Raw genomic sequence first — 25,067 nt, 5'->3', positions numbered from 1 at the left:
TTATCTAAGTAGTTTTTAAAGTTCGAGGTCGAAGCCTTTAGTTCGTTTACTAAGTTTTGGTTCTGATTCGATCTGTTTTGCTCTCGCTGCTCGAGCTCGATCATCCTGTTCCCGAGCTTCGCGTTCTGTTCTTTCAGCTCGTTCACGGCGTTTGCGTTCATTGAAGAGGGCTTGGGTTGATTGGTCGAAAGCTGACCAGTTAAGCGTTGTTCTAGGCTGTCTATGCGTTGATTGATCTTTTGGAGTTCGTTCAGGAGTTGTTGATTTTGATTCGTATTTTCTTCTTCTACGTTGTTTCTCGGCTTCAAAGCCATGTGTAATGCCTCCTTTGTCATAAATATCCCCTAATTTGCTGCCACGTACTTTTTTATCTGCTTCTATATGTCTATATGTGATCGTCTTATCCGTCACACGTTCAATAATGATGCCTTTCGGACGTAATTGTTCTTGAAAACTTTCCATATCTGTCGCTTGTGTTTCATCAATGGCGATTCGAATGTCGTTTTTCCATGATTGTTTCCCTTTATCTATGAGATTTTGTTCAGCTTGTGTGTAGCGTATCTCTGCTTGGTCGTTAGGAATGGATAAATCGTGGTTACGGCAAACTTCATCATTTGCCTGTCTGACGTTTTTGAGTGCCTGTTTGTTGTTGTTGAATTTTTTTCCTGTTTCTAAGTTGATGGCATTAATCACGATATGATTATGTACATGATCAGTATCACCATGCGTATAAATCGCCACTTGATGATCAGGCGCTATTTTTTCGGCTAGTTCTAAACCGAGTGCATTACACTGTTCAGGGTTTACTTCTCCTGGTTTAAATGACTGGATAATCACATGACCTTGGTTGCCGTCTGTTTTACCGTAAACTTCGCGAGAAGCTTTAAACGCACTTTTCGCATAATCGATGTCGCAATTTAAACCACTTTTTTCTTCAGCGCGTTTTTCTGCATAGTTAATGGCCCGTGATGTCGATTTCGTAGGACTTATTTTAGTTGTTGCCATATATGATTCAACTCCTTACGCATGATGGCGATATCTTGTTGCATTTGTTCCATATTTGCGCGCTCGCCATACGTATTTAAAGCTTTAGCAATTTGGTTTAAGTTGCTGCCCAACTTACCCATATCTTTGGCCATCGATTGGCGCGTGACTTTGTCTAATTTGGGCGCCACTAATCGAGCCCCTTGTGCCTTGTTTTTAACAAACAAAGGCACACTCATATTCAAAGTTTCAGCCGAAGCCTGTAACTTTGAATATTCGGATTCGCTCACACGAAAACTAATTTGTTTCGGTGCCTTGCGGTCGGGGGTTAGGTTTTTCCCGACAGCTTCGTTCCCTTCACGCATTGTTTTATGTTCGCTCACAACCCCACCTCGCTTTCTAACGAAAGATACGTTGTTCCGTTGGTTATATTATAACATAATATAACCTTCCTCACATCGTTTCAGAGGTTTGGCAAGCAATGGGAATGCTAGCCACTTCGTGTCTAGATGCCCTGCTTGTTGGTGGATAAATCCCCCAAGCCCCCTGTGATTTTTTCTGCGAAAAAATAGCAAATACGCATGCGTATTTGCTTAGTCCTTACGCTCAAAAATGTGAGCGTAAATATGAGTAATTACTAAATATAAATATTATTTATATAATTAGTAAATACTCATCAAATATCCCCTCATATGTTAGAATGATAACTAAGCAATCACTCAATCAAAATAGTGTTTATTTTTTGAGTATTTACTTAGTTATGGAGGGGATATCAATGCCAGATCAAAATCATAAAAAAGCTAAAACAATCAATATCAATTTAACTGAAGACGAGTATGAAAAAGTAAAGCAACTTGCGGAAATAAGGGATTTAAATCCAACGGCATATACACGACTTACTGCATTAGGCAATCGAATTAAACCGACGATTTTATATCCTGCCGATGAACGTATTGATGAACTTGAAAAAGAGAATCAAGATCTTAAAAAGCAACTTATGGCAGGTTATGGTCAATATGAAGTGACAAGAGAAGATTTCGATAATCTAGAAGAGCAATATTATCAGTATGCAGGCTATGTGAATACATTTAAAGACTTCTTAAAGTATGTGCAAAACGATGCGGAATATATCAATTTAAATGGCTATAAAAATGATGAAAAATTAAAAGAAGAGATTAGGGATGTTATTGAAAAACTGAAATAAAAAGTATGAAATTAAATTAATTAAAAATTTGGAATTACTTGTTTAAGTCGAAAAGAGGAGCATATCATGGTAGCAATTGTAGTACATGCGTTTAAGACATTATTAAAGTTTGTGGATTTTGAAAAAAAAGGTTGATTATTATTTTATATTATTGATGAATGTCCTTATTGTTGGGATATGTTTTATGCTTCCAGTATTTATAGATTATTTACTTTTATTAAAAATAAAAGACGAATTTCTTTCTATTATATTATCTATCACTACATATGCTTTTCTTTTTGTGTATTACTTAATGTGCATATTATTAATAAAAAAATCATTGAATTTCTTCATTGTTTTTATAGATAAAGATAAACGGTATTTTATAAAACATAGTTTTAATAGAAATTATTATGAAGAAATGATTAGACTAGATACAGTTAGAGATATAGAAAAACAGATTAATAGTCAAGATGTAGATTATCCTTTAAGAAGATTATATAAGAGCTTACATTATAGATACTATAATCATCATGGAGAAAAATTCGAAGAAATAGCATGTATATTTAACAAATTTTTTTATAAAAGATTTATATTCTCTAAAGAACATAAAAAGAAAAAAATAGCATGGTTGATACTGAGTGTATTTACAATTGTACTAACATTGTTATATTCTACCATCTCTAATATTACTTTTTTGAATGATTCAAGTGCTGCAATGTTAAATTTAATAATTTACAATATCTATTATTTTTTAAGCTTTGGGATACTTTCAATGATTATTGATAGTATAGATAAAAAGAATAATAGGGCGAAAATACTTTTATTAAATTATTTTTCTAAAAAAGATAAGAAATGTTAATCTAATTAAAATACATAATTCAACTTATCGGAAGTGCATATGCTTGCAGATTAACAGATGGTATAATAGGGAAGTCGCCTATCTCTCAGGCGTCAATTTGACGTAGAGAGGAGGTGCAGAAAATGACAGATATTCTTGTTCACATCATGACCACAGCAGCAAGTGGTTGCATTGTCGCTTTCTTTGCGTATTGGCTTCGCAAACGTGATGATAAGTAAAATAGGCGACTAAGTCACACCAAAAACCCCTCACTATTCTCAGTAGTGAGGGGTTTGGTGCATCAAATGCAGATATTCTTGTTAAGTGCATTATAACATCATAGCGTAGGGGAATGCAAAATTATGTTTTTATCTTAATTTTATTGATATATAAATATAATTTTCAGAGTATATTTGGTGCTTTTATTACTTTCATATGAAAAAAGAAAATTAATATTATTTTTAGTGCTGTGATATAGGGATTTATAAATTAAGTTACCTCTATGAAGTTATTTTCAAACTTTTTTTATAACTTGTAATAATATTATGATTAAAATACTTTTAAATGTAAAATAACAACTAATAGATAATCATATACTACTTTTATTTATTTGAGAAAGGTGGCAATTTAATGAGTAATGAGCAAATATTAAACCATGAAATGCAACTATCTAATTATCAGTTACAGTCACTTAAGATGCTCTCCTATAAACAAGAAGACATTATTCAGTATTTATATCGTGTGGAAGATAATTATCCCTATATTCAATATAAATTTAATAACAGCGAAAACACTATGTCTATGGATAATTACAAGAGTTCTGAAACTAATATAAGGGAAGATTTAATTGATCAACTTTTCGATTACAATTTAACAAATAAATATTTTCATATAGCTAAATTCATAATTTTAAATCTTGATAATAAAGGATTTTTTGACATAGACAAAAAATCCTTTTGTAATCAGCAAAATATTACTTTCATAGAATTCCAATCTATTAAAAAAATAATACAAAATTTATCACCTATTGGTTGTGGTAGCGAAAATACATTTGATTTCATCTCATTCCAATTACAGGAAAAAAAATTATGGGATAACACATTATTCGGTTTATTTCGAAATCATCTTGAAGATATTGCGAATGCAAATTTTAATTTCCTTGAGAATTATGATGTTTCACATGAGTCATTTGTAAACTATTTATCCTATATTAAAGATCAAGACATTTTTCCTTATCTTGAATCCAACGCTCCGCAAAATATTATTCCAGAAGCATATATAACTATAAAGAATAAAGAATTTACAATCAAAATGAATGATCATTATATCAATGCTTTATCTCTAGATGAAAGTGCTCCAGTCCACGATAAAATTTATAAACAAAATGAAAGTAAGTTTAATTTTTTAAAAACAATACTTTCAAAGCGAACTGAAACACTATACAAAATAATTAACATGATTATTACTGTTCAATATGAGGGGATCCTCAATAACAATCAATTAAAATACCGTCCTTTAACTCAAAATATGGTTGCAGAAAATATTAATATGCATCCTTCCACTATCAGTCGCGGCATCCATTCACGTTATATACAGATTAATCATACTTTATATAAATTATCTGATTTATTTGTACAACCATATAATTCTACTATTTCAACTCATCATATTAAGCATAAAATTAAATATTTAATTAAAAATGAGCCATTTCGAAACCCTTTTTCTGATGACACCCTTGTTTCTTACCTAAAAGGAGAGGATATTTTTATTTCTAGAAGAACTGTTGCAAAATATCGTAAGGAATTGCAAATTAAAAATTGTAATCAACGTAGGGCAATATACAAAGAAAAAGATGCAAAAAAATAGGAAGGGCATCCCCTCCTATTTTTTTGCATCTATAATTTGACCCATACAAATTTAACTTCTGTATAGTTATCTAACGCGTAACTCCCCATTTCTCTACCAATACCTGACTGTTTGTAACCACCAAATGCTGCAGAAGGGTCTTCTAAGTTATAATCATTTATCCAAACAGTTCCTGCCTCTAGTTGATTTGTTACATTAATTGCTCTTTGAATATCTTTTGTCCATACTGCCGCAGCTAAACCATATTCACTGGCATTAGCTCTTTCCACTACTTCTTGTTCTGTTTCAAACGGTAATATACATGCTACAGGTCCGAAAATTTCTTCTTGAACAATACGCATATCATCTGTTAAATCTGTAAATACAGTAGGGGCTACAAAATATCCTTTACTATCTTCTATACTTTGTTGGTAAGCTATAGTGCCACCTTCTTTTACTCCAATATCTATATATTCTTCAACGCGCTGTTGTTGTTTACGTGAAATTAATGGTCCCATATCTATACCTTTTTCGGTACCAAATCCGACTTTAATATTTTTTGTTTGCTCAATGAATTTTTCAACAAACTCTTTATAAATAGAAGATTGCACAAATATTCTAGTACCAGCGCTACAATTCTGTCCATGATTAAACATTACTCCATCTACTGCAGTTGTTGCTGCTTCAGACAAATCAGCATCTTCAAATATAATATTAGCCGATTTTCCTCCTAGTTCTAAAGTGATGTTTTTAACTGTATCTGCAGCTTTTTTCATTATCCCTTTCCCAGTTTCCGTAGATCCTGTAAAAGCAATTTTACGTATTTTAGGATGGGTTGAAATTGCTTCTCCTGTTACTGGCCCCCTACCGGGAACCACATTAACAACACCTTGAGGTATACCTGCCTCTTTAATTAATTGTGCAGCGTACAATAATGATAAAGGGGTTTGTTCTGCCGGTTTAATTAAAATTGTACATCCCGTTGCAAGAGCCGCCCCCATTTTCCATGAAGCCATGTTCAGTGGGAAATTCCACGGAATAATTTGCCCTACAACACCTATAGGTTCATGTACTGAATAATTAAAATACTCAGGACTTATTGGTGTGGTCTGCCCTAATACTTTAGTAGCCCAACCTGCGTAATATCTAAATTGGTTAATTGCTCCTGGTATGTCGTCTGAAAGCGCGATTTCATATGACTTGCCGTTATCTAATGCTTCTAAATAAGCTAACTCTTCTTTGTTTTCTTCTAATAAATCCGTAAATTTTATGATTAAATCACTACGTTCTTGTGCAGTTAATTGACTCCACTCACCTTTAAAGGCTTTTTCAGCACATTCTACTGCATAATCGATATCTTTTGAATTCGCTTCTGCAACTCGAGTAATAAGTGTATCATCTGCTGGGTTATATACCTCAAAAGTGTTGTGATTTTCACTACTTACGTAATCGTTATTAATGAATAATCCGATATCATGTTTAATAAATTTTTGTACTTTTGCTGGCATTTTGATTGTTTTTGTCATAGTATTCCTCCTAATTTAAAGTTGAAATAATTTCTTTTAATTTTTTTGTTTCTTCTGTGTTTAAGTTTCTTCTTGGTGGCCTACTAGGTCCACCGTTTAATCCTTTAATTTCCATACCTGCTTTAACAATTTGTACATACTTTCCACTATCTTCTATAAATTGCAATAATGGTAAAAGTTTCTTATATATTTCATGTGCAGAATTAAAATCTTTTGACTCTATTTTTTCATATAACTCTTTGGTTAAATTCGGAGCTAAATTTCCTGCAACTGAAACCCACCCTTGAGCTCCCATTACAATAGACTCAAACGCTAAGTCATCACTACCACAGAATAATGTTAAATTATTACCTGTAGCGTAATGTATATCTCTTAATTTTTGAATAGAACCACTCGATTCTTTTAAATGCGTAATATTTTTTACGTTGTTACCTAAATCAATTAATGTATTTTGATCAATATCTATTCCTGTAGTAAAAGGATTGTTATAAATCATGACTGGTAAAGATGTACTCTCAGCAATATCTTTAAATTGATGATAAATTTCTTCATCAGTAGGATGTGCATAATATGAGTTTATAACTAAAACGCCATCTGCCCCTAAATTTTCAGCAGATTGTGTTAAACGAATAGCATCATTTGTATATTCACTTGCCGTACCAACAATAATGGGAAAAGCACCATTTACAGTTGATAGAACTGTTTTAATTATTTCTTCTTTTTCCTTTTCTGTTAATGAAACAAACTCGCCTGTGCTCCCATTTATTACAAGTCCAGAGACTTTTTGTTTAATAAAGTAATTAACATTTTCTTTTAAACCTTCGTAATTTATTTCAAAATTTTCTTTCATAGGTGTTATGATAACTGGGTATACCCCTTTGAATTTTTCCATTTTCATTTCTCCTTTAATGTTTTATTTTTTAATTAATAATATTCTTATCTGCATATTTAGTTTTAATTTTATGATTCTTATAACTCTCTTTTTCACTGTAATAATCATCTGTTTTCCATATGAATATTCCTTTAAAACCGAAAATAATGGAAATAATAAGAACTACAAAGCTATACCATAAGAAAGGTAAATAGTGCATGGTAGATATACCTAAAGTGGTAGCCATAAATACCCCACCATCTGACCATGGAATCATTGGGGTAGTAACTGTACCACCTGCCTCTGAATTCCTAGATAATACGGTACGCTTAATTTTTAATTTATCGTAGTTTTTTTCAGTCATTTTTGTTGCTGTAAGTAATGATACATATGCAGCACCACCAAAGAAATTACCAAATATCCCTGCTAGTAAAGTGGTTAAAGTTAAACGCCCTGAATTATAAGCCCATTCACTAAATATATTACTTATTTTTTGAGTAACACCAATTACTTCCATTAATCCTCCAATACCTAAGGCAATGATTACGAGTAATACTGTCTCGAGCATAAAGGTGATGCCTCCACGATTTAATAAGTTATCAATAAATGAGATGCCAGAAGAAATATCATTACCTCTATATAATATTTTTATACTTTCCACAAAAGGGATGCCTTGGAACCAAACAGACCATAATGCTCCCATTAAGCTTCCGAATAATATTACAGGAACAGATGGAACCTTTAATGCCAATAGAATTATAACTATTATTAAAGGCACCGCCATCCAACCTGAAATGTTAAATTGATCAGATAATTGTCCCATCGCTTTTTCAGCTTGAGCTAAACTACCTTCTTTACTGCTCACTGTAAAGTTAGCTATCCCAAATAGAATTAAAGTAATAATGACACTTGGTATAGAGACGAATGACATTGATTTGATGTGGTCAAACAAGTCCACTCTAGATAATGAAGCTGTCATAACTGTTGTGTCAGATAGTGGCGACATTTTGTCCCCTACGTAACAGCCTGAAATAACTGCTCCTGCCACAAGTGGAAGGGGCAATCCAAAGCTTGTGCCAATTCCTATCATCGCAATCCCTGCTGTTCCTGCTGATCCAAAAGATGTACCAGTCGCCAAGGAAGTTATAATACATATAACAAATGCTGTAACAAGAAAGAACGTTGGGCTTATGATATGCAATCCTGCGTAAATGATACTTGGTACAATACCACTAGCAATCCATGTACCTATTAATGCTCCAATTGAAATCATTACTAGTATTGCTTCCATTCCCTCATATATGCCTTTACATAGACCTGCTTGAAGTTGGTTATAGGAGTAACCTATTTTTAAGCCAACTATAATGATGATGAACCAAATAAGTAATAACGCTACTTGGATTGGTAATCCTAAATAAATCACTACTACAAACATAGTTATAATAAATGCTATAAGTATAAATATGATTTCTTTTCCGGTTGGTAATCTGTAATTGTTATCCATTTTCCCCACCCTTTAGTTTAAGGTCATTGTAAAATGAACCCTTTTTTAAATGGATCTGTTTCAGACATATAAAATTGACTAAAGCTACTTAATGATGCCTCTAAAACAAATTTTTTATCCTGAGTTTTTATATGTTGATTCGTCATAGTAAGTAGACTAGATATATTGTCGAAACGATGATAGATTATAGAATACGCCGCTGAATCTGGCACCCTAACAATTTGATCACTATGCATAATTAAGACACGATGTGTTTTGCTATCAAAATATATATAATTTTCAATATCATTTTGCTGATGGTGTTTTTGATATGCATCATATATTCCCAATATTTTTTGTATGTTCATCGATTTTAAATCTAGAGTTTTAACAAACCCGTAAAGCTTACTATCAACTTTATAAATATCCATTTCTTCTTTTTCTTTAACTAACTCCACTGAAGACACTTTAACTTCCATGTTTTTATCTTCCACTGAATGATTCGTATATAAGCCGTTTACTTCTATATTAAAATTCATATTTGCATTCACTACATTCTGTAACATAAAACGTGTGGCTTTCGAAATTGTTTCTAATTGTACTGAATGGCCAAGAGGCTGAAACGTTACCACTTCACATTTGTCGCCTTTAATAGAGTAAACACAAAATAATAAATAAGGATGACCCCTAGGCTCGTGATACATTGCTGATAATTTTGAAATGTTTTGTTTCATCCAATCCATACTTAACTTTTGGTTAGAAGTAGTTTTAAGTTGTTCAAAAGAAACAAATCTAAATAAACCACCCATTACTTCACAATCATAGCTTGTACATATCAATTGAGTGTTCATTTTATAAACCTCCTATATTAAGTTAATGGCGGGATAAATAAGTAATTATCTTCCTTCGCTTTTTCACTGTAATAAAAATCATTTTTCCCCATTGGCCAAGCCCTACCCGAAATACTAACATCAATATATTCATATCCATTCACGATTGTATTATTTAGCACGATTCCTTTAAAAACAGAACCTATAATACTTTCATGTAAAAATTCATCTCCTTTTTTAAGTTCTTTTTTATAAACAAGCGTAGCCATTTTAGCTGATGTACCTGTCCCGCAAGGAGATCTATCAATACCACCTGGTGGCACAATAACTGTGTTTTTAAAATTAATATCCTTATGAGTCACTTTTTTAGATGAAAACTCAATATGTGTTAAACCTTTAATAAACGATTTTTCTGGATGCTGAACGTTATATTTTTCATTAATTTGATTTCTAATCTCTATAGCTTTTTTAACAATATAGCTGCTATTTTCAGGTATTAATTCAATACCTAATTGGTCAGCATCTATAATGCCGTAAAAATTTCCTCCATAACTAATATCGATAAAAATTTTACCTAGCGTTGCATGTTCGATATTTACAGTTTTCAAATAAAAGCTCGGGACGTTCTTAAAACTAACTTCCTTAACTTCTCCATCTTCTATTTTAGTTTCTGTTTTTACCAAACCTGCAGGAGTATCAATATTAATTCTCGTTATAGGATCAACTTTTTCAACGAAACCAAGCTCAATCAGCGCAGTACAAAACCCAATCGTATCGTGACCACACATAGGTAAGTAACCACCTGTCTCTATATAAATAGCACCAAAATCAGCTTCCTTATTGCAAGGTTCTACCATGATAGTTCCGCTCATTACTTCATGACCTCTTGGCTCGTTCATTAAAAATCTGCGATAGTGATCATAATGTAACTTCATATATTGCATTTTTTCAGCTACTGTATCCCCTATCATTTTAGGCATTCCGCTCAAAACTGTCCGAGTAGGGTTTCCTCCAGTATGTGTATCAAATGTTGAAAACAAACGGTCATATTTCATAATTAAACCTCCTTAAAACGATTCACTGATAAAGGAGAAATATCAATTTCTGTTTCTTTGTCTGAAATAAGTTGTTCTATAAATAAGCCCGTAATAGAAGACAACCCGATACCGTCCCCTTCATGTCCTGCAGCGACATAAAATCCTTCAACTTCTGTTTCGCTAACAATTGGTAAATGGTCCTCTGTAAAAGGTCTTAATCCAGAATAAGTTCTTATTAAACTCATATCTTTTAATTTAGGGTAAAAATGAATTGCTCTCTGTGCGATTAACCGATTTACCGTTGAATTAACTTTTTTATCATATCCATTAAATTCTCTGCTTGAGCCAATAAGAAAATTTTGACTTTCTGTGGGTTCAAATACTAAAGCAATACCGTAATCCTCCATCTCTTTAGATACTTGTCGTTCTCCCCCAAATTTGGACATCAGATAGCCAAATTCCATTACTTTTCTAATTCCAACTGTTTCATTCCTAGATGCTACTAAAATCTGTCCTTTTCTTGGATAAATGGGAATATGAACATCTAGCATACTTCCTATTTCAGAAGCATATATACCACATGCGTTGACCACTTTATTAGCGTAAAAAGAATAATTGGTAGTTTGAATATAAAAAGTTTCATCACTTTTATTTATGTTCTTCACATGTTCATATTCATAAACTTTTAAGCCATGTTGTTTAGCAGTTTCAATAAAACTATAGGTGAGCATATAGGGATTAACCGTCGAGTCTGTAGAACATTCCAAACCTCCCAATAAATGATCTGAAAAATACTTAGACTCATTTTTTATATCCTGTTTATCCAACATTTTAAAATCTAATCCGTAGTCTCGTTGTTGTTGAACCCATTGTTCTGCAGCCTGCATCTCCTTTTCAGTTTCACAAACTAATATACTTCCGGGTTTCCGATACTCAAAAGGTAGGATCAATTCTTTGCTCAATTCATGAATCAACTTTTGACTTCGTAAAGTCATTTGGCTATCAAACCCTGGCGTTTTATCAATCGCTAAAATATTTCCATCACAATGGGATGAAGTTAAAGAAGCAATTTCTTTACTTTCAATCAAACCGACATCATATCCAGCTTTTGATAAAAAATAACTAATACTTGCGCCTATAATGCCGCCACCGATTATAAGTACCTCGTGATTTATATCGTTCAAATAATATCCCTCCTTTACTAATTCTATAAGCAATTTATATGCCAAAAAGAAAATAAAAGAATTTTGGTAAAGCGCTTACATAAGTGTTAATTTTTATATAGTATTTATTAATTTTTTTACATTGGAGGAAAATACTATTGAATAAATCAGAATTAGAAGCATTAGTTGAAGTATTACTTAACATTAGTCATCAAAGCTACACCATTATTGATAAAGAGGGACGAGTAGTTTATTGGAGTGTGGAAGCATCTAATATATTTCAAATTTCAAATGAAGATATTATAGGAAAATCCATTAATCAATTTTTTGAAAAAAAGGATTTAATTATTTTAGAATCATTAAAAAAAGCGAAGCCCTACCAAAAAGAAGAACATTACGCTGGTAATAATAAATACGTTAATATCATTTCAAAACCAATCATTTGCAACAATGAAGTAGTTGGTGCAATTGTTACGGAATTAGATGTAAGTGACCAAGTATATAACCGTAACAAAATAAAACAATTTGAAAACCAAATTTCAGTACTGGAACGTCAAATTTCAGAATACAATGATCATGGTGCGTTTAGTTCAATTATTGGTAACAGTAGTAACATGACCCGTGTAAAATATTTAATAAAAAAAGCTGCACAATCTGAGGTGAACACATTAATTACTGGAGAAAGTGGTGTTGGAAAGGAATTATTTTCACGTAGTATACATGATTTTAGTAAACGATTTAAACAACCTTTTGTAACCGTTAACTGTGGAACTATACCTGCCAACCTTTTCGAAAGTGAAATGTTTGGCTATGAAAAAGGAGCATTTAGCGGTGCCAACCAAAAAGGTAAAGAAGGACTGATTGAACGGGCAGATAAAGGGACCCTTTTCCTAGATGAGATTGCTGACATGCCTCTTGAAATGCAAGTTAAGTTACTTAGAATGATTCAAGAGAAAAAATTTTATCGCGTTGGAGGTACCACAGAACGCTCTATTGATATACGTATTGTTGCAGCTACAAATAAAAATTTAATAGATGAAGTACAAAAAGGGACATTTAGAGAGGATTTATTTTATAGACTTAATGTAGTAAATATTGAAATCCCACCTTTACGAGATAGAAAAGAGGATATAGAAACACTTTCATATTACTTTTATCAACTAGCTAAACAAAATTACGACATCAAACTAGAACCCATCCCTTTGAATTTAATGCAAAAATTCAAACATTACAACTGGCCTGGTAACGTTCGTGAATTACAAAATATCATTGAAAGGTTAGTTATTTTTTCAGAAGACGGAGATTTTCAAGAATATATTTTTGATGATTATGCTAATTTCAAAAAGAACAATTATTCAAGATCTATTGAAATAGAGGGCAGTTTATCAGAAAAATTAAAATACCATGAAGGTGAAATTATAAAAAAGGTCTATAAAGAGTGTGATTATAATAAAAAGGCAACAGCAATAGAACTAGGTATCTCTAGGCCTACTTTATATGCAAAATTAAACTATTACAACATCGTTTAACAAGTTTGGCATCAAATTTGCTTACATATTTATAAATTAGAAAATGAGGTGTAAGTTATGGAAGATATCGTGATTTGTCGTTGTGAAAATGTAACTTTAAAACACATACTAGAAACAGTAGAAAAATATGATAGTAGTGTCAGAGAAACTAAATTACGTACGCGAGCAGGTATGGGGTTTTGTGGTGGGAGAACATGTAAAAATCATATCGATAGGATTATAAATAAAGACAAAAAAATAAATGATGAATTTACAACAATGAAAGTTCAACCTCCCGTGCGTCCTGTTACATTTGGAGAGTTAGGAGGTGGTGAGGATGACTAAACGTATTTATAACCATCCTTTATTGAAAAATATTGAAACTGAAACTGTTGAAATTTTTTTCAACCACCAATCTCTAACATGTCATGTTGGAGAAAGTGTAGCAAGTTGCCTACTAGCCAATGATATACGTACAATTCGTTATCATGAAGATGATAGTTCCCCAAGAGGTGTTTTTTGTAATATAGGACATTGCTTTGAATGCCGAGCAGAGATTGATGGGAAAAAGAATATTAGAACATGTCTTACACCAGTACAAGAAGGAATGTCTGTGATAAGTGGCCAATCCCTTCCTCATGATGTGAAAGAATGGAGTGAAAATCATGTTTGATGTAATTGTAGTAGGCGCGGGTCCTGCTGGCGCATCCGCTGCGCGAATTCTCATGGAAGAAAAAAAAGTATTATTACTAGACGAGTATTATCGTATAGGCGGGAGATTAATAGGTCAACTCTATGAGGACAATAACGGAGAAATTTGGAATGGATATGAAAAAGCAGAAACACTATCCGATGTGTTACACCACCCTAACTTAACTGTAAAATTATCCACAAGCGTTACTAATATCGAAAAATCAAAAGAATATTATCATATTAATACCACTAGTGGTAATTTTAAAGCTAAATATTTACTAGTGTGTGCTGGAGCTCAAGAATTAACGCCCGCTTTACCCGGAAGTACATTACCAGGCGTTATGACCGTGGGGGCAGCACAAGTTCTAACAAATGTTCAGCGTGTAGCTCCAGGTAATAAAGGAGCCATTATAGGTATAAATGTCTTAAGTAGTGCCATTCTATCTGAATTACACATGGCTAATATAGAAGTTAAAGTGATGTCCCTGCCATACCACAACGAAGTAAACGCACAGGATGCTATTCCTCAAAATGTATTTAAAAAATTATTGAATATCTCACATATGGCGCCTAGCTTTTTTATAAAATTAGGTACGAAATTATTGAAAACTATGCCCCAAATTCAACCTTTAGCTTTTAAACTTATTCCTAAAAAAGGTATAAAGCTTTTTAATACATCAGTGCATTTAAAAAAAGCAGTTGTATCTATTAATGGTAAAGAAAAAGTAGAATCTATTACATTAAAAAATGTAGATAAAGATGGCAACGTAATCTCAAATAAAGAAGAGATTATCCCTATAGATTTTGTATGTTTGTCTGGAGGTTTAACGCCTTTATCTGAGCTGCTTGGATTATTAGATGTATCATTTACCTATATAGAAAGTTTAGGAGGGTTTATCCCATTACACAATGATGTTATGGAGACCGAAATAAAAAATCTATATATAGCCGGAAATATAACGGGTATTGAAGGCGCCATGGTAGCTATGAAGCAGGGAGAAATAGCTGCTTATAAAATATTAGGTTTGGCTGAAAAAGTGAAATCAGTACAAAATGAACTTTTACAAGAACGTCGCGAAGCGACGATAGAATTCCATGAATGTATCGAAGAAGGACGAGATTATGTTAACAAGCTGTGGAAGGCCTCTCGGACTAATTAAATTTATTTACTTACACTTTTTAAAAGAAAATTCTTCGCTTTAATTATTGAAATTAAAAACAAAGTATATCATGTTAAATATTTACATTAAGTAATTTTAAGAAATTCGAGGAGGACAAGTATGATTAATTATACTCAACGTATTAAAACATTAACAACACGATTAAAAGAAGAAGAAGCAGATTTAGCAATTATTATGGATCCTGCAAATGTTTTTTATTTTACTGGATTTAATTCAAATCCACATGAACGTTTTATGGGGTTGATATTTGATTTCAAAACAGAACAATACACACTTTTTGTCCCTACATTAGACAATGATGCAGCTCTTGCTGAGTCGGTCATCCAAGAAATCATACCAATTAGTGATGAACAAGATCCTTTTCAAGTAATCCAATTACATATGAATGGGATAAATTCTAAAATCTACTTTGAGAAAGAATATATAAGTGTCATGCGTTATGAGGGGTTCCAAAACATCTTTAAATCATCCGCCTATTTTGATATTGGTCCCCTGATTAATGAGCAGAGGTTAATAAAATCTCTTCAAGAGATTCAGTACTTACAAGAAGCAGTTGATATTATTGAAAAAGTATTATCAGATGGTATTAAAGAAGTGAAAATAGGGATGACTGAACTTGAACTTACAGGACAATTAGAATTGTTAATGAAAAAATATGGAGCAGTGGGACCTTCATTTGCAACTACAGTATTATCAGGGGAAAAGGCTTCTTTACCTCATGGCTCACCAGGTGAACGAAAATTTAAAAATGGGGACTTTTTACTCATTGATTTTGGAGTCATAACGCAAAATAATTACTGTTCTGACATTACGCGCACTTTCATCATTGGAGAAGCAGATGAAAAACAAAAAAACATTTACAACATTGTCAAAGCCTCAAATCAAGCAGGTCTCGATGCTGTAAAATCAGGAGTTCCCCTTAAAGAATTTGATATTGCTTCACGTAATGTTATCAAGCAAAGTGGTTATGGTAAATATTTTAATAATCGAGTTGGTCATGGTTTGGGTATTGATGTTCATGAATCACCTTCTATTCATGAACAGAATGAAGATATCGCTCAATCTGGTCTGTTTTTTACAATTGAACCAGGAATTTATATTCCTAATTATGGTGGCGTACGCATTGAAGATGAAGTATATATTAATGAAAACAGTGAAGTAGAAATATTAACTTCATTTCCTCGAGACTTACAAATATTATAAATGTATTAGCAATATAGCACCTGTTAGACAAAGAGATAGAAAAAAAGGGGTTATATGTCAGTTCACAACCTTACTCAAAGTCCACAAGAAGATAGAGTTTTTTTGGTCAATTTAAAAAGTTACTCACATAAAAAACATTTCTGTAATTTTACATTTCCCTTTATATCGTTATACAGATACTACATAATTTAACTTATCAGAAGTGGATATATTAGTGGTTAATATGGAGAGCTTCATTTAATCATGATGATAAAAGATATATAATAAAAAATTGAAAAGATATCGTAGAGCTGGATTAGTTTTAATTATTTAAAAAAAGACATTTAAATTAATGAATGTCTGATACTTCTAGTAGCATTGTAACCTCCTAACCATAGGGGGTTTTTAGTGTGTCAAAGTTTATTACAGAACACATACATAAGCGTATACAGAGATTATTAGCAACACAACCTTATTAGAATATTTAGTTCGATTTTCTACATAATATACTTTTTAGTTAATATATTAATATAAAAATTTTAAACAGGGTATGTATTTATATGATATAAAATATTTAAATATATTTTTATCAAATGTTTATGGAAAACTTATAGATCTGTATTTCACTTAGTTCTAATGTATTATATTAGAGGATTATTTATAATGAAAGTTGTTTTAATATTAATTTACATATTTTAAAAATTCGTAAGGAGGATTTTTATGAACGGAAATCAACGTGTGGTAGTTACAGGTATCGGGGCCCTTACGCCTCTAGGTAATGATGCTAAGACCACTTGGATAAATACATTAAATGGAGTTAATGGTATCGATAAAATAACCCGATTTAATACTCAACCGTATAATGTACACTTAGCCGGTGAATTGAAAGAATTTAATATAAATGATTACATATCTAAGAAAGAATCTAGGCGTATGGACCGTTTTACACAATATGCAGTTGTAGCAGCTCGAGAAGCTGTTAAAGATTCTAATTTAAATATTAACGAGCATAATGCAAAAAATATAGGCGTATGGATTGGTGCAGGTATGGGGGGCGTAGAAACTTTAGAGAAAACTTATAGTACTTTAAAGTATAAAGGTGCAAAACGTGTGAGTCCTTTTTGTATACCTATGCTTATACCTGATATGGCGACTGGGCAAGTTTCAATTGATTTAGGTATTAAAGGACCAAACGGTGCTACTGTCACTGCATGTGCTACAGGTACAAACTCCATCGGTGAAGCATTTAGGATTATTCAACGTGGGGATGCTGACGCTATGGTTACTGGTGGGACAGAAGCGCCAATTACCGAAATTGGTATTGCTGGTTTTAGTGCAAGTCATGCTTTATCCATAAATAATGATGCTGAAACTGCATGCCGCCCTTTTCAGAAGGAAAGAGATGGTTTTGTTATAGGAGAAGGAGCAGGTATTTTAGTTATTGAATCTCTAAAGTCAGCACAATCAAGAAACGCTAAAATTTATGCGGAAGTTGTTGGTTATGGGTCAACAGGGGATAGCTATCACATTACAGCTCCAGCTATTGAAGGAGAAGGAGGTGCTCGTGCAATACAAGCAGCAATAGAAGATGCACAAATAGAAGCTAAAGATATTCAATACTTAAATGCTCACGGTACAAGTACTCCATTGGGAGATTTTACAGAGGTACAAGCTATAAAAAAAGTTTTCGGTGAAGCCTTTAAATCTTTAAAAGTAAGCTCTACTAAGTCGATGATGGGGCATTCATTTGGTGCTACTGGAGCTATTGAGGCAATATTTTCTATTTTATCTATTAGAGATAGTAAGATTCCTCCAACTATCAATGCTACAAAACCTGATTTAGATTGCGATATTAACTTGGTTGCTAATGAATATGAGAATTTAAATGTTACGTATGCTATGAGTAACAGTCTTGGTTTTGGCGGACATAATGCTGTCCTGTTGTTTAAAAAATATAATGAAAAATAGTAAAAGAAATTTTGTTTATAAGTGCTATTTTCTTTAAACCCTTTCAGTTAATTAACTGGAAGGGTTTTTTACATTTTCTTAAAATAAAATAAACATCCTATTTACATACAGATGATAAGTTTAATAAATCACATTTTTAAGGAGTAAAATACATGTTAAATATCAAAAAGACTTTAGTAGCTTCGTTAGTAATTTCAACAGCTTTGACTAGTAATACATATGCTGGAGAGTCGGGAAAAGATAAAGATAAGCCAAAGAACGTCATTGTTTTAGTAGGTGATGGTATGGGTCCCGAATTTAATAGTGCTTATCGTCATTATAAGGACAATCCAGAAACATCAAAAATTGAAAGAACAGCATTTGATAGTAATTTGTTAGGTCAAATGTCAACAGATCCTGAGAATACAGAAGAGGAGAATATTACTGATTCTGCTGCAGCTGGAACTGCTATGGCAACTGGAGAAAAGACATATAATGGTGCTGTGTCAGTTGATAATAATAAAAAAGAATTAGAATCTGTGTTAGAGTATGCTAAAAAAAATGAAAAATCAACAGGTCTCGTTGTTACTTCAGACCTTACAGATGCTACCCCAGCGGCTTTTGGAGCACATGAAACAAATAGAGATAATAAAAATGAAATCGCTAAAGATTATTATAATGAAAAAATCAATGGAAAACATAAAATAGATGTATTATTAGGTGGGGGAGCTAAATATTTTGGAGAAAAGAATAGGAATCTAGATCAAAAATTCAAAGAAGACGGTTACGATATTATAACAGATAAAAAAGGTTTAAATGAATCTGATGGAAAGCAAATTTTAGGTACATTTGCAGATGAAACTCTACCATATGCAATAGATAGAAAAACTGATACACCATCGCTAAAAGACATGACTTCATCAGCAATACAAAAAATGAATAAAAATGACAAAGGATTCTTTTTAATGGTGGAAGGATCACAAATAGATAAAGCAGCCCATCCAAATGATGCGACTGGTGTGATGTCAGAGATGGAGGATTTCGAGGAAGCATATAAAGAAGCTATAGAGTTTGCCAAGAAAGACAAGAATACTTTAGTTGTAACAACAGGAGATCATGCCACAGGAGGATTAACGATGGGAACAAAAGGAAAACAAAGTTTTCATCCAGAAGCTATTAAAGAAATGAATCATTCGGCTAGACATATGGAAGAAGAGATACTAAAAGGTGAAAATATTGATAAAGTAATAAAAGAGGGGTATGGTTTTAAATTAAAAGAATTAGAAATAGAAAAAATTAAAAAAGCTGCTCAAGAAATGAAATCAGACAAAGATGAAGATTATAAAGAGCAAAACACGTTAGAAAAAGCCTTAACCAAACCAGTAAATGAAAGAAGTAATACAGGATGGACTTCAGATTCACATGTCGGGCATGATACAAATATATATGGTTATGGAGTAAACAAAGAGATGTTTGAGGGGGCTATGGATAATACCGAATTTAATCAAAATTTATTCAAACAATATAAATAAAAATGAAATACTTCCGGAAAATCTACCTATTTATTAGGTGGGTTTTTTTATTTGATAAGAGATGTATTATTAAGTGAAGAATTTTCCTAACAATAAGAGAGTGTATTTATAAAATAATATAGATTCTAAAATAGTTACCTGAACGAAAATATTATATGAATATAATATTTTATATTAAATAAAATCAAGGATGAAACAAAAAATATGTTTATAAAAGTATAAAAAAGTATATAAAGGTGTATAAGTATTTATATTGTAAATTTTCTTGATGGAGGTTTTATTAAAAATGGCAAATATTCATGTAATGGCTTTAGATTTTGGAAATGGTTTTGTAAAAGGAAGAATTAATGATGAAAATTTTGTAATCCCCTCGCGCATTGGTTATAAATCAAATACCGATAAACAATTAGAGGGTTTTATTAATAGTGAAATAGAGGTTAGTGAATTTGTTATTAACGACGATTATGAAAATATAATATTATTTGGTAAAGACTTAGATAAGACAACAAGCACGGGTAAAGATACTGCATCAACTAATAATAGATACATATACCAATCTTTTGAAGATTTAGTTGAATGCTCCATCGGTTTACTTGCAAGGGAACTACCTGAAGAAGAGATAGATGTTGTCATCGCAACAGGTATGCCTAGTAACGAAATAGATTCTAAAAGCCAGGCTCAATTTGAGGAAATATTAAGGAGAAATAGGTCTATAACAATAGATGGTATAACTAAAGTAGTTAATGTTCAAGATATTAAAATCATCGCACAACCTATGGGAACTTTATTAGATTTACATATGGAAAATGGAAAAGTCTTTAAATCTTTCACAGAAGGTAAGTATAGTGTTTTAGATTTTGGTAGTGGGACAACAATAATAGATACATATCAAAACCTAAAACGTGTAGAGGAAGAAAGTTTTGTTATTAATAAAGGTATGATTGATTTTTATAAGCGTATTGCTACACATGTTAGTAAAGAAGCTGATGGTGCTTCAATAACACCAAGAATGATCGAAGAGGGGATGGAGTATAAGCAATGTAAGGTGAATTCGAGACTAACAGTTGATTTTGTGGATTATTTTATAGAAGAACAAGAAAAAATTATACAGGAAGTTATGAGTAGATTTGAAACAGTGGTAGGTAATATTAATTCTATAGACAGAATTATAGTGACTGGTGGCGGTTCAGCTATTCATTTTGATTCATTGAGTTATTATTATCCTGATGTTTTTGAAAAGGTTGAAAACAGTCAGCTTAGTAATGTACGTGGTTACGAAAAATTGGGGGAACTACTGAAAGATAAGGTAGAACAAGAGGTTGATTGCTTTGAGCAAACAAGAAACTAATCATCTTCTAAAAATTAAAAAAAAAGATTATCCCCAAATCTTTGATTTTTTAGAAAATGTTCCTAAAGGTACCAAAACTGCGCATATACGAGAAGCACTTATTAGATACATTAATGATTTGGGTGGTACTCCTCCGATACCTTTTAATAACAAAATAAATGATATGGAATCTATCAAGTACGATAATGGAAAATTATTGAGAAATCCGAGTGAAGAACGAAAAAAGGAAATTCGAGAAGCAATTAAGCAAGAAAATATTAAACAATCCAGAAAGAAAAGTAATGAAGAAGATGAACTAGAAGAATTGGTAGATTTAGATGTAAATCAATTGTAGTAAAATAGTGGGCATCTTTAGAAAAATTAGATTCTGTTTCTATAAAAATCAGTACATAAATCGGAAAAAGGGGTTGAAATATGAAAAATAAAAATGAATCAATTGTGTTATACGATGACTCAGGGTCTAGAGAAGATATGGATATTTATCTTCAAAGGATTGAAGAATTGGAAAATAAGAATAGGAAAGCTTCTGGGCTACTGGTAAAAACATGTTTATTTTTGGTGATTTTATTGATAATTAGTTTAGTTTTACTTAAGTGGTTAAACGATGAATAATCAAACATAATTCAACTTATCGGAAGTGCATATGCTTGCAGATTAACAGATGGTATAATAGGGAAGTCGTCGTTCTACTTCTGTGCTGGTTTAGCATGGAAGGAGGTGACACCATGTTCAGCATCATATTTGTATCTATAGTAGCTCCTATTATAGTGGGGGTTATAATCACGTTGTTTTCATATTGGTTGAATAATCGTGATAAATAATTAAGCGACGACATAGTAATAACACCAAAAAGAGCCCGATAACTATTCCAGTAGTTATCGGGCTCGGTGTTTACCATGTTCAACACATATTTGTTATCTAAATTATAACATCATAGTGGAGAGAAATGCAAAATAAGAATAAATATATACGTAGTCTAAATAAAGAGCAATTTACTTAGTTTTGCCTCCACTTAATTCATTCACTGCTAGTATAGCTTGCGCTACGTCTTCAGCAGTGAATTCGTCACTTAAATTAGAGAAAGTGTCATTAGGATCTTTTGCTAATTCTCCCACTTTTACTAAATCCTCAAAAGAAACGTCGTGTAAATGCATATTATTTAAATTTGTTGGCATTTCTAAGAATTTATAAAAATCAATATATTTTTTAATTTCTTCATAAGGTCTATTTTCTAAAACCATTTGAACGAGAGTCCCATACGCCACTTTTTCGCCGTGTCCAAGTTTATGGATATCTCCTGATAAAGCTGTAAACCCATTGTGTATTGCATGGGCTGCAGCAAGTCCACCGTTTTCAAAACCAAGTCCTGAGAGTAAAGTGTTTGCTTCGATAATAGACTCCACTTGAGGTGTTACAATACCTTGTGTTGCAGAAAAATAGGCGCTTTTACCGTATTTAAATATTGTTTCTTCTGCTTTTTCAGCAATGGCTAAAGAAGCTAATGTTGGTTTTCCATCCACCATAGTTTTCCCTCTACGGTTTAAAGTTGCTTTAACTTCTACTAAAGTAGCTAAAGCATCGCTCATGCCCGCCGCAAACAATTTGACTGGTGCTTGGACTATAATTTGTGAATCTGCTAATACTACATTTGGGTTTTTATAGTAAAATCTGTAACCCGTAAAAACACCTTCATCTGAATAGATAACTGACAAAGCACTCGTAGGCGCATCTGTAGAAGCAGTTGTTGGGACAATAATAACAGGGGAATTAAGATCATCAGAAATTGCTTTTGCTGTATCTAATGTCTTTCCTCCTCCAACGCCAACAATCACATTTATGTTATTTTCTTTGGCTATTTGGCTAAGTCTTGCTATTTCATTTTCAGAGGCTTCCCCATTAAATTCTTCGTATTTGTAACTAATCTCGTTAGATTCAAAACTCTCATTTATGTCTTTATTTGTTAGTGACCAAACTAAACTATCTGAAATAATCAAGGGTGTATCACCTAATTTATTAACTTCATTGGCTAAACTTTTTATTTCTCCTTTTCCTTGTATATATCTACTTGGCGATTGAAAAACGTATCTTGACATAAAAAACCCTCCTTATTATTTGATATACACTTATTTTATCCCCTGTATTCGTATGTATAAATCATAAATCTTTGTAAATGTGAAAGTTTATACGTAAAACAATTACTTATTCGAATGATTTAACTTCTTTTTTTGAGCAAGACGTATTCAGGGTGTGGGTCATTTTTTTATTATTTAAATTGGAAAATAAACTTTTGTTTAAGTCAAAATTTTAATTTTACGTGTTTAACATACTTCTTTTGAGGTTATTTGAGTTTGTAAGTAGGATATTTATTATGTTTTTCTATCAAGTTAGGAGTTACTTAATATTAACGCAGTTTGAAATATTACATTACTGGAGGGGTTTTATGGATTTTATCATTACAATAGTAATAGGTGTAATCGTTGGCGTGGTATTTTCAATCTGGTTAACTAACAATAAAATTACTAATCTTATTATTAGTTTGATTTCAGCAGTAATTGGTGCATTCATTGGTCTAACAATGTTAAATTCTTCAGGCAATGCATTATCAAATTCGGCAGGCATGTTCTTTATAATTCCGACACTTGTTGGTTCTGTTTGTCTGACTTTACTTGTTTTATTTATTATCAAAACGAGCAAAGATATAGCAACAAATTAAAATAGTTTATATTGCTACAGTATATGTGAGATTGTACTAATTTTTAATAATGTAATAAATAATAAGACGACATAGTAAATACACCAAAAAAAGCCCGATGACTACTGACATAGTTATCGGGCTCGGTGTTTATCTTATAGACACTCTACTTATTAATTATATTATAAAACCATAAGGTATAGGAATGCAAAAGACTAATTTGATAAAATCTATGATATTTATATTTCTTTAATAACCCTGTAAACAGTCGATCTACTTACTCTAGTTTGTTCAGCAATTTCTTCACCTGTAAGCTTCTGTTCATCATATAAGAATTTAATTTCCCTTTTCTTGTGATCTGGTAAAGATGGTCGTCCACCTTTTCTACCTCTTGCTCTTGCAGCTTCTAATCCTTTTTTAGTACGTTCACTTAGTAAATTAGCTTCGAGTTCAGCGAATGCACTCATCATGGTAAAGAACATCTTGCCCATCGCATCTTTTGTTGATACATTCATATCTATAATATGTAAATCAATGCTGTTTTCATCCAACCACTGAGATAACTCAATTAATTGTTTCGTTGTACGTCCAAGACGATCTAGTTTATAGATAACTAGAATGTCTCCTTCTCGTAAATAATCCAAACACTTATCAAGTTCCGTTCTTTTCGTTTTGCGACCACTCGCTTTCTCGCTAAAGATACGTTCGCAACCATATTCCTCAAGTGTATCAATCTGTCCATCAAGACTTTGATCTTGTGTTGATACACGTGCATAACCAATTTTAGCCATTTGAATACCACCTCTTTTAATCGTTTTATGGGTACTTATTAACGAAATCTAATTCTCGATGCAAATAAACGCGTCTCTCATCGTCTAAAAACTCATGAGTTTTGATATTTATGATACATAGATTATAACACAAGTTTATAGATTTAAATATCCAAGAAAAACCTCTTAATATTAAGTTAAGAGGTTTTGTGTCAAAAACGAAAATAAGTTCAACTTTATTTCTTTTTCACTTTAACTGTCATTTTCAGCTTAATATTACAATTAATTTCATATATTAATATTGTAATATTTCGAATGTTTTTGTTAAAGTAACTTTAAAGAGGGTGATGATTAATGTATTATACTCAAGATGTTGAAAAAATAGTGGGAATTAATAGTTCAGCAATGAGGTATTATGAAAAGGAAGGTATATTACCTATTGTGAAAAGAG

Annotated in this window: 26 protein-coding genes; 16 read left to right on the top strand and 10 right to left on the bottom strand. The window is 32.1% G+C overall.

Annotated features, from left to right (window positions below):
• Positions 1-15: 15 nt before the first annotated feature.
• On the bottom strand, positions 16-1,005 hold the full coding sequence (locus ACSUE0_RS13945; protein ID WP_208182369.1) for a relaxase/mobilization nuclease domain-containing protein: 990 nt from the start codon (positions 1,003-1,005) through the stop codon (positions 16-18).
• Entirely contained in the window at positions 987-1,349 is a 363-nt protein-coding gene (locus ACSUE0_RS13940; RefSeq protein WP_203266971.1) for a plasmid mobilization protein, read from the bottom strand. The genes ACSUE0_RS13945 and ACSUE0_RS13940 overlap by 19 nt, the downstream gene beginning before the upstream one ends.
• 410 nt (positions 1,350-1,759) lie before the next feature.
• On the opposite strand from ACSUE0_RS13940, the gene ACSUE0_RS13935 reads away from it, so the two are divergent.
• The 4 genes from ACSUE0_RS13935 to ACSUE0_RS13920 all read left to right on the top strand — a co-directional run bounded on the left by ACSUE0_RS13935 (position 1,760) and on the right by ACSUE0_RS13920 (position 4,874).
• Positions 1,760-2,188, top strand: a complete 429-nt coding sequence (locus tag ACSUE0_RS13935) for a plasmid mobilization protein (RefSeq protein WP_107531347.1) — start codon at positions 1,760-1,762, stop codon at positions 2,186-2,188.
• A 184-nt stretch (positions 2,189-2,372) separates the two neighbouring features.
• Complete coding sequence (locus ACSUE0_RS13930; RefSeq protein WP_436957764.1) at positions 2,373-3,029, top strand: hypothetical protein; 657 nt, start codon at positions 2,373-2,375, stop codon at positions 3,027-3,029.
• Between the two features lie 122 nt (positions 3,030-3,151).
• Positions 3,152-3,247, top strand: a complete 96-nt coding sequence (locus ACSUE0_RS13925; protein WP_107399593.1) for a type I toxin-antitoxin system Fst family toxin — start codon at positions 3,152-3,154, stop codon at positions 3,245-3,247.
• 391 nt (positions 3,248-3,638) lie between these two features.
• Positions 3,639-4,874, top strand: a complete 1,236-nt coding sequence (locus tag ACSUE0_RS13920; protein WP_404476956.1) for a hypothetical protein — start codon at positions 3,639-3,641, stop codon at positions 4,872-4,874.
• Positions 4,875-4,903: 29 nt separating this feature from the next.
• Here the strand turns inward: ACSUE0_RS13920 and ACSUE0_RS13915 are convergent, their stop codons facing one another.
• The 6 genes from ACSUE0_RS13915 to ACSUE0_RS13890 are packed head-to-tail and all read right to left on the bottom strand — an operon-like array spanning position 4,904 to position 11,784.
• Positions 4,904-6,379 (bottom strand): aldehyde dehydrogenase family protein, encoded by a 1,476-nt coding sequence (locus ACSUE0_RS13915; RefSeq protein ID WP_404476958.1) that lies wholly within the window; start codon positions 6,377-6,379, stop codon positions 4,904-4,906.
• A gap of 10 nt (positions 6,380-6,389) precedes the next feature.
• Complete coding sequence (dapA, locus tag ACSUE0_RS13910) at positions 6,390-7,271, bottom strand: 4-hydroxy-tetrahydrodipicolinate synthase (protein ID WP_404476961.1); 882 nt, start codon at positions 7,269-7,271, stop codon at positions 6,390-6,392.
• Positions 7,272-7,299: 28 nt separating this feature from the next.
• The gene (nhaC, locus tag ACSUE0_RS13905; protein ID WP_404476964.1) at positions 7,300-8,754 is read right to left on the bottom strand and encodes a Na+/H+ antiporter NhaC; all 1,455 of its coding nucleotides are present in this window, start codon (positions 8,752-8,754) and stop codon (positions 7,300-7,302) included.
• A gap of 23 nt (positions 8,755-8,777) precedes the next feature.
• Positions 8,778-9,584, bottom strand: coding sequence for a hypothetical protein (locus ACSUE0_RS13900; RefSeq protein ID WP_404476967.1), 807 nt, complete (start codon positions 9,582-9,584; stop codon positions 8,778-8,780).
• A gap of 17 nt (positions 9,585-9,601) precedes the next feature.
• Positions 9,602-10,618 carry a proline racemase family protein gene (locus ACSUE0_RS13895; protein ID WP_436957760.1) on the bottom strand — a complete coding sequence of 339 codons (1,017 nt, stop codon included), beginning with the start codon at positions 10,616-10,618 and terminating at the stop codon, positions 9,602-9,604.
• Positions 10,619-10,620: 2 nt separating this feature from the next.
• Positions 10,621-11,784, bottom strand: a complete 1,164-nt coding sequence (locus ACSUE0_RS13890) for an NAD(P)/FAD-dependent oxidoreductase (RefSeq protein WP_436957758.1) — start codon at positions 11,782-11,784, stop codon at positions 10,621-10,623.
• Positions 11,785-11,921: 137 nt separating this feature from the next.
• Between ACSUE0_RS13890 and ACSUE0_RS13885 the strand changes: the two genes are divergently transcribed.
• From ACSUE0_RS13885 to ACSUE0_RS13835, 11 genes are all read left to right on the top strand, one after another.
• Entirely contained in the window at positions 11,922-13,292 is a 1,371-nt protein-coding gene (locus tag ACSUE0_RS13885) for a sigma-54 interaction domain-containing protein (protein WP_404476972.1), read from the top strand.
• A 57-nt stretch (positions 13,293-13,349) separates the two neighbouring features.
• Positions 13,350-13,616 (top strand): (2Fe-2S)-binding protein, encoded by a 267-nt coding sequence (locus ACSUE0_RS13880; RefSeq protein ID WP_171917087.1) that lies wholly within the window; start codon positions 13,350-13,352, stop codon positions 13,614-13,616.
• Positions 13,609-13,944, top strand: coding sequence for a (2Fe-2S)-binding protein (locus tag ACSUE0_RS13875; RefSeq protein WP_404476976.1), 336 nt, complete (start codon positions 13,609-13,611; stop codon positions 13,942-13,944). Before ACSUE0_RS13880 ends, ACSUE0_RS13875 begins: the two co-directional genes overlap by 8 nt.
• Positions 13,937-15,124 (top strand): NAD(P)/FAD-dependent oxidoreductase, encoded by a 1,188-nt coding sequence (locus ACSUE0_RS13870; protein WP_404476979.1) that lies wholly within the window; start codon positions 13,937-13,939, stop codon positions 15,122-15,124. The genes ACSUE0_RS13875 and ACSUE0_RS13870 overlap by 8 nt, the downstream gene beginning before the upstream one ends.
• A gap of 120 nt (positions 15,125-15,244) precedes the next feature.
• Complete coding sequence (locus ACSUE0_RS13865; RefSeq protein WP_404476981.1) at positions 15,245-16,348, top strand: M24 family metallopeptidase; 1,104 nt, start codon at positions 15,245-15,247, stop codon at positions 16,346-16,348.
• A gap of 699 nt (positions 16,349-17,047) precedes the next feature.
• Positions 17,048-18,295 (top strand): beta-ketoacyl-ACP synthase II, encoded by a 1,248-nt coding sequence (gene fabF, locus ACSUE0_RS13860; RefSeq protein ID WP_107551891.1) that lies wholly within the window; start codon positions 17,048-17,050, stop codon positions 18,293-18,295.
• A gap of 152 nt (positions 18,296-18,447) precedes the next feature.
• Positions 18,448-19,806 carry an alkaline phosphatase gene (locus tag ACSUE0_RS13855; RefSeq protein WP_107558444.1) on the top strand — a complete coding sequence of 453 codons (1,359 nt, stop codon included), beginning with the start codon at positions 18,448-18,450 and terminating at the stop codon, positions 19,804-19,806.
• A 286-nt stretch (positions 19,807-20,092) separates the two neighbouring features.
• The gene (locus ACSUE0_RS13850; RefSeq protein WP_404476926.1) at positions 20,093-21,154 is read left to right on the top strand and encodes a parM protein; all 1,062 of its coding nucleotides are present in this window, start codon (positions 20,093-20,095) and stop codon (positions 21,152-21,154) included.
• A complete protein-coding gene (locus tag ACSUE0_RS13845) occupies positions 21,135-21,488 on the top strand; it encodes a plasmid segregation protein ParR (protein WP_241966023.1) in 354 nt (117 codons plus the stop codon). Before ACSUE0_RS13850 ends, ACSUE0_RS13845 begins: the two co-directional genes overlap by 20 nt.
• Before the next feature lie 80 nt (positions 21,489-21,568).
• On the top strand, positions 21,569-21,766 hold the full coding sequence (locus ACSUE0_RS13840) for a hypothetical protein (protein ID WP_107380580.1): 198 nt from the start codon (positions 21,569-21,571) through the stop codon (positions 21,764-21,766).
• A gap of 113 nt (positions 21,767-21,879) precedes the next feature.
• Positions 21,880-21,975, top strand: coding sequence for a type I toxin-antitoxin system Fst family toxin (locus ACSUE0_RS13835; RefSeq protein ID WP_021340007.1), 96 nt, complete (start codon positions 21,880-21,882; stop codon positions 21,973-21,975).
• Between the two features lie 171 nt (positions 21,976-22,146).
• Here ACSUE0_RS13835 and ACSUE0_RS13830 read toward each other — a convergent pair whose 3' ends face one another.
• Positions 22,147-23,247, bottom strand: a complete 1,101-nt coding sequence (locus ACSUE0_RS13830; RefSeq protein ID WP_404476930.1) for a glycerol dehydrogenase — start codon at positions 23,245-23,247, stop codon at positions 22,147-22,149.
• Between the two features lie 347 nt (positions 23,248-23,594).
• Here ACSUE0_RS13830 and ACSUE0_RS13825 point away from each other — a divergent pair, with 347 nt between their 5' ends.
• Entirely contained in the window at positions 23,595-23,867 is a 273-nt protein-coding gene (locus ACSUE0_RS13825) for a hypothetical protein (RefSeq protein WP_021340009.1), read from the top strand.
• 218 nt (positions 23,868-24,085) lie between these two features.
• Here ACSUE0_RS13825 and ACSUE0_RS13820 read toward each other — a convergent pair whose 3' ends face one another.
• Positions 24,086-24,637 carry a recombinase family protein gene (locus ACSUE0_RS13820; RefSeq protein WP_069828360.1) on the bottom strand — a complete coding sequence of 184 codons (552 nt, stop codon included), beginning with the start codon at positions 24,635-24,637 and terminating at the stop codon, positions 24,086-24,088.
• Between the last annotated feature and the right edge of the window lie 430 nt (positions 24,638-25,067).

It is taken from the genome of Staphylococcus sp. AS1337, from assembly GCF_051408735.1.
Lineage (GTDB): Bacteria > Bacillota > Bacilli > Staphylococcales > Staphylococcaceae > Staphylococcus > Staphylococcus xylosus_B.
The sequence above is the reverse complement of the archived record's forward strand: the minus strand, read 5'-3'. Positions and strand labels throughout refer to the sequence as shown.

Bases quoted from the DNA above. Each gene is read 5' to 3' on its own strand.
- ACSUE0_RS13945 (WP_208182369.1), bottom strand. From the start codon at position 1,005: ATGGCAACAACTAAAATAAGTCCTACGAAATCGACATCACGGGCCATT.
- ACSUE0_RS13940 (WP_203266971.1), bottom strand. From the start codon at position 1,349: ATGCGTGAAGGGAACGAAGCTGTCGGGAAAAACCTAACCCCCGACCGC.
- ACSUE0_RS13935 (WP_107531347.1), top strand. From the start codon at position 1,760: ATGCCAGATCAAAATCATAAAAAAGCTAAAACAATCAATATCAATTTA.
- ACSUE0_RS13930 (WP_436957764.1), top strand. From the start codon at position 2,373: ATGCTTCCAGTATTTATAGATTATTTACTTTTATTAAAAATAAAAGAC.
- ACSUE0_RS13925 (WP_107399593.1), top strand. From the start codon at position 3,152: ATGACAGATATTCTTGTTCACATCATGACCACAGCAGCAAGTGGTTGC.
- ACSUE0_RS13920 (WP_404476956.1), top strand. From the start codon at position 3,639: ATGAGTAATGAGCAAATATTAAACCATGAAATGCAACTATCTAATTAT.
- ACSUE0_RS13915 (WP_404476958.1), bottom strand. From the start codon at position 6,379: ATGACAAAAACAATCAAAATGCCAGCAAAAGTACAAAAATTTATTAAA.
- dapA (WP_404476961.1), bottom strand. From the start codon at position 7,271: ATGGAAAAATTCAAAGGGGTATACCCAGTTATCATAACACCTATGAAA.
- nhaC (WP_404476964.1), bottom strand. From the start codon at position 8,754: ATGGATAACAATTACAGATTACCAACCGGAAAAGAAATCATATTTATA.
- ACSUE0_RS13900 (WP_404476967.1), bottom strand. From the start codon at position 9,584: ATGAACACTCAATTGATATGTACAAGCTATGATTGTGAAGTAATGGGT.
- ACSUE0_RS13895 (WP_436957760.1), bottom strand. From the start codon at position 10,618: ATGAAATATGACCGTTTGTTTTCAACATTTGATACACATACTGGAGGA.
- ACSUE0_RS13880 (WP_171917087.1), top strand. From the start codon at position 13,350: ATGGAAGATATCGTGATTTGTCGTTGTGAAAATGTAACTTTAAAACAC.
- ACSUE0_RS13875 (WP_404476976.1), top strand. From the start codon at position 13,609: ATGACTAAACGTATTTATAACCATCCTTTATTGAAAAATATTGAAACT.
- ACSUE0_RS13870 (WP_404476979.1), top strand. From the start codon at position 13,937: ATGTTTGATGTAATTGTAGTAGGCGCGGGTCCTGCTGGCGCATCCGCT.
- ACSUE0_RS13865 (WP_404476981.1), top strand. From the start codon at position 15,245: ATGATTAATTATACTCAACGTATTAAAACATTAACAACACGATTAAAA.
- fabF (WP_107551891.1), top strand. From the start codon at position 17,048: ATGAACGGAAATCAACGTGTGGTAGTTACAGGTATCGGGGCCCTTACG.
- ACSUE0_RS13855 (WP_107558444.1), top strand. From the start codon at position 18,448: ATGTTAAATATCAAAAAGACTTTAGTAGCTTCGTTAGTAATTTCAACA.
- ACSUE0_RS13850 (WP_404476926.1), top strand. From the start codon at position 20,093: ATGGCAAATATTCATGTAATGGCTTTAGATTTTGGAAATGGTTTTGTA.
- ACSUE0_RS13840 (WP_107380580.1), top strand. From the start codon at position 21,569: ATGAAAAATAAAAATGAATCAATTGTGTTATACGATGACTCAGGGTCT.
- ACSUE0_RS13835 (WP_021340007.1), top strand. From the start codon at position 21,880: ATGTTCAGCATCATATTTGTATCTATAGTAGCTCCTATTATAGTGGGG.
- ACSUE0_RS13830 (WP_404476930.1), bottom strand. From the start codon at position 23,247: ATGTCAAGATACGTTTTTCAATCGCCAAGTAGATATATACAAGGAAAA.
- ACSUE0_RS13825 (WP_021340009.1), top strand. From the start codon at position 23,595: ATGGATTTTATCATTACAATAGTAATAGGTGTAATCGTTGGCGTGGTA.
- ACSUE0_RS13820 (WP_069828360.1), bottom strand. From the start codon at position 24,637: ATGGCTAAAATTGGTTATGCACGTGTATCAACACAAGATCAAAGTCTT.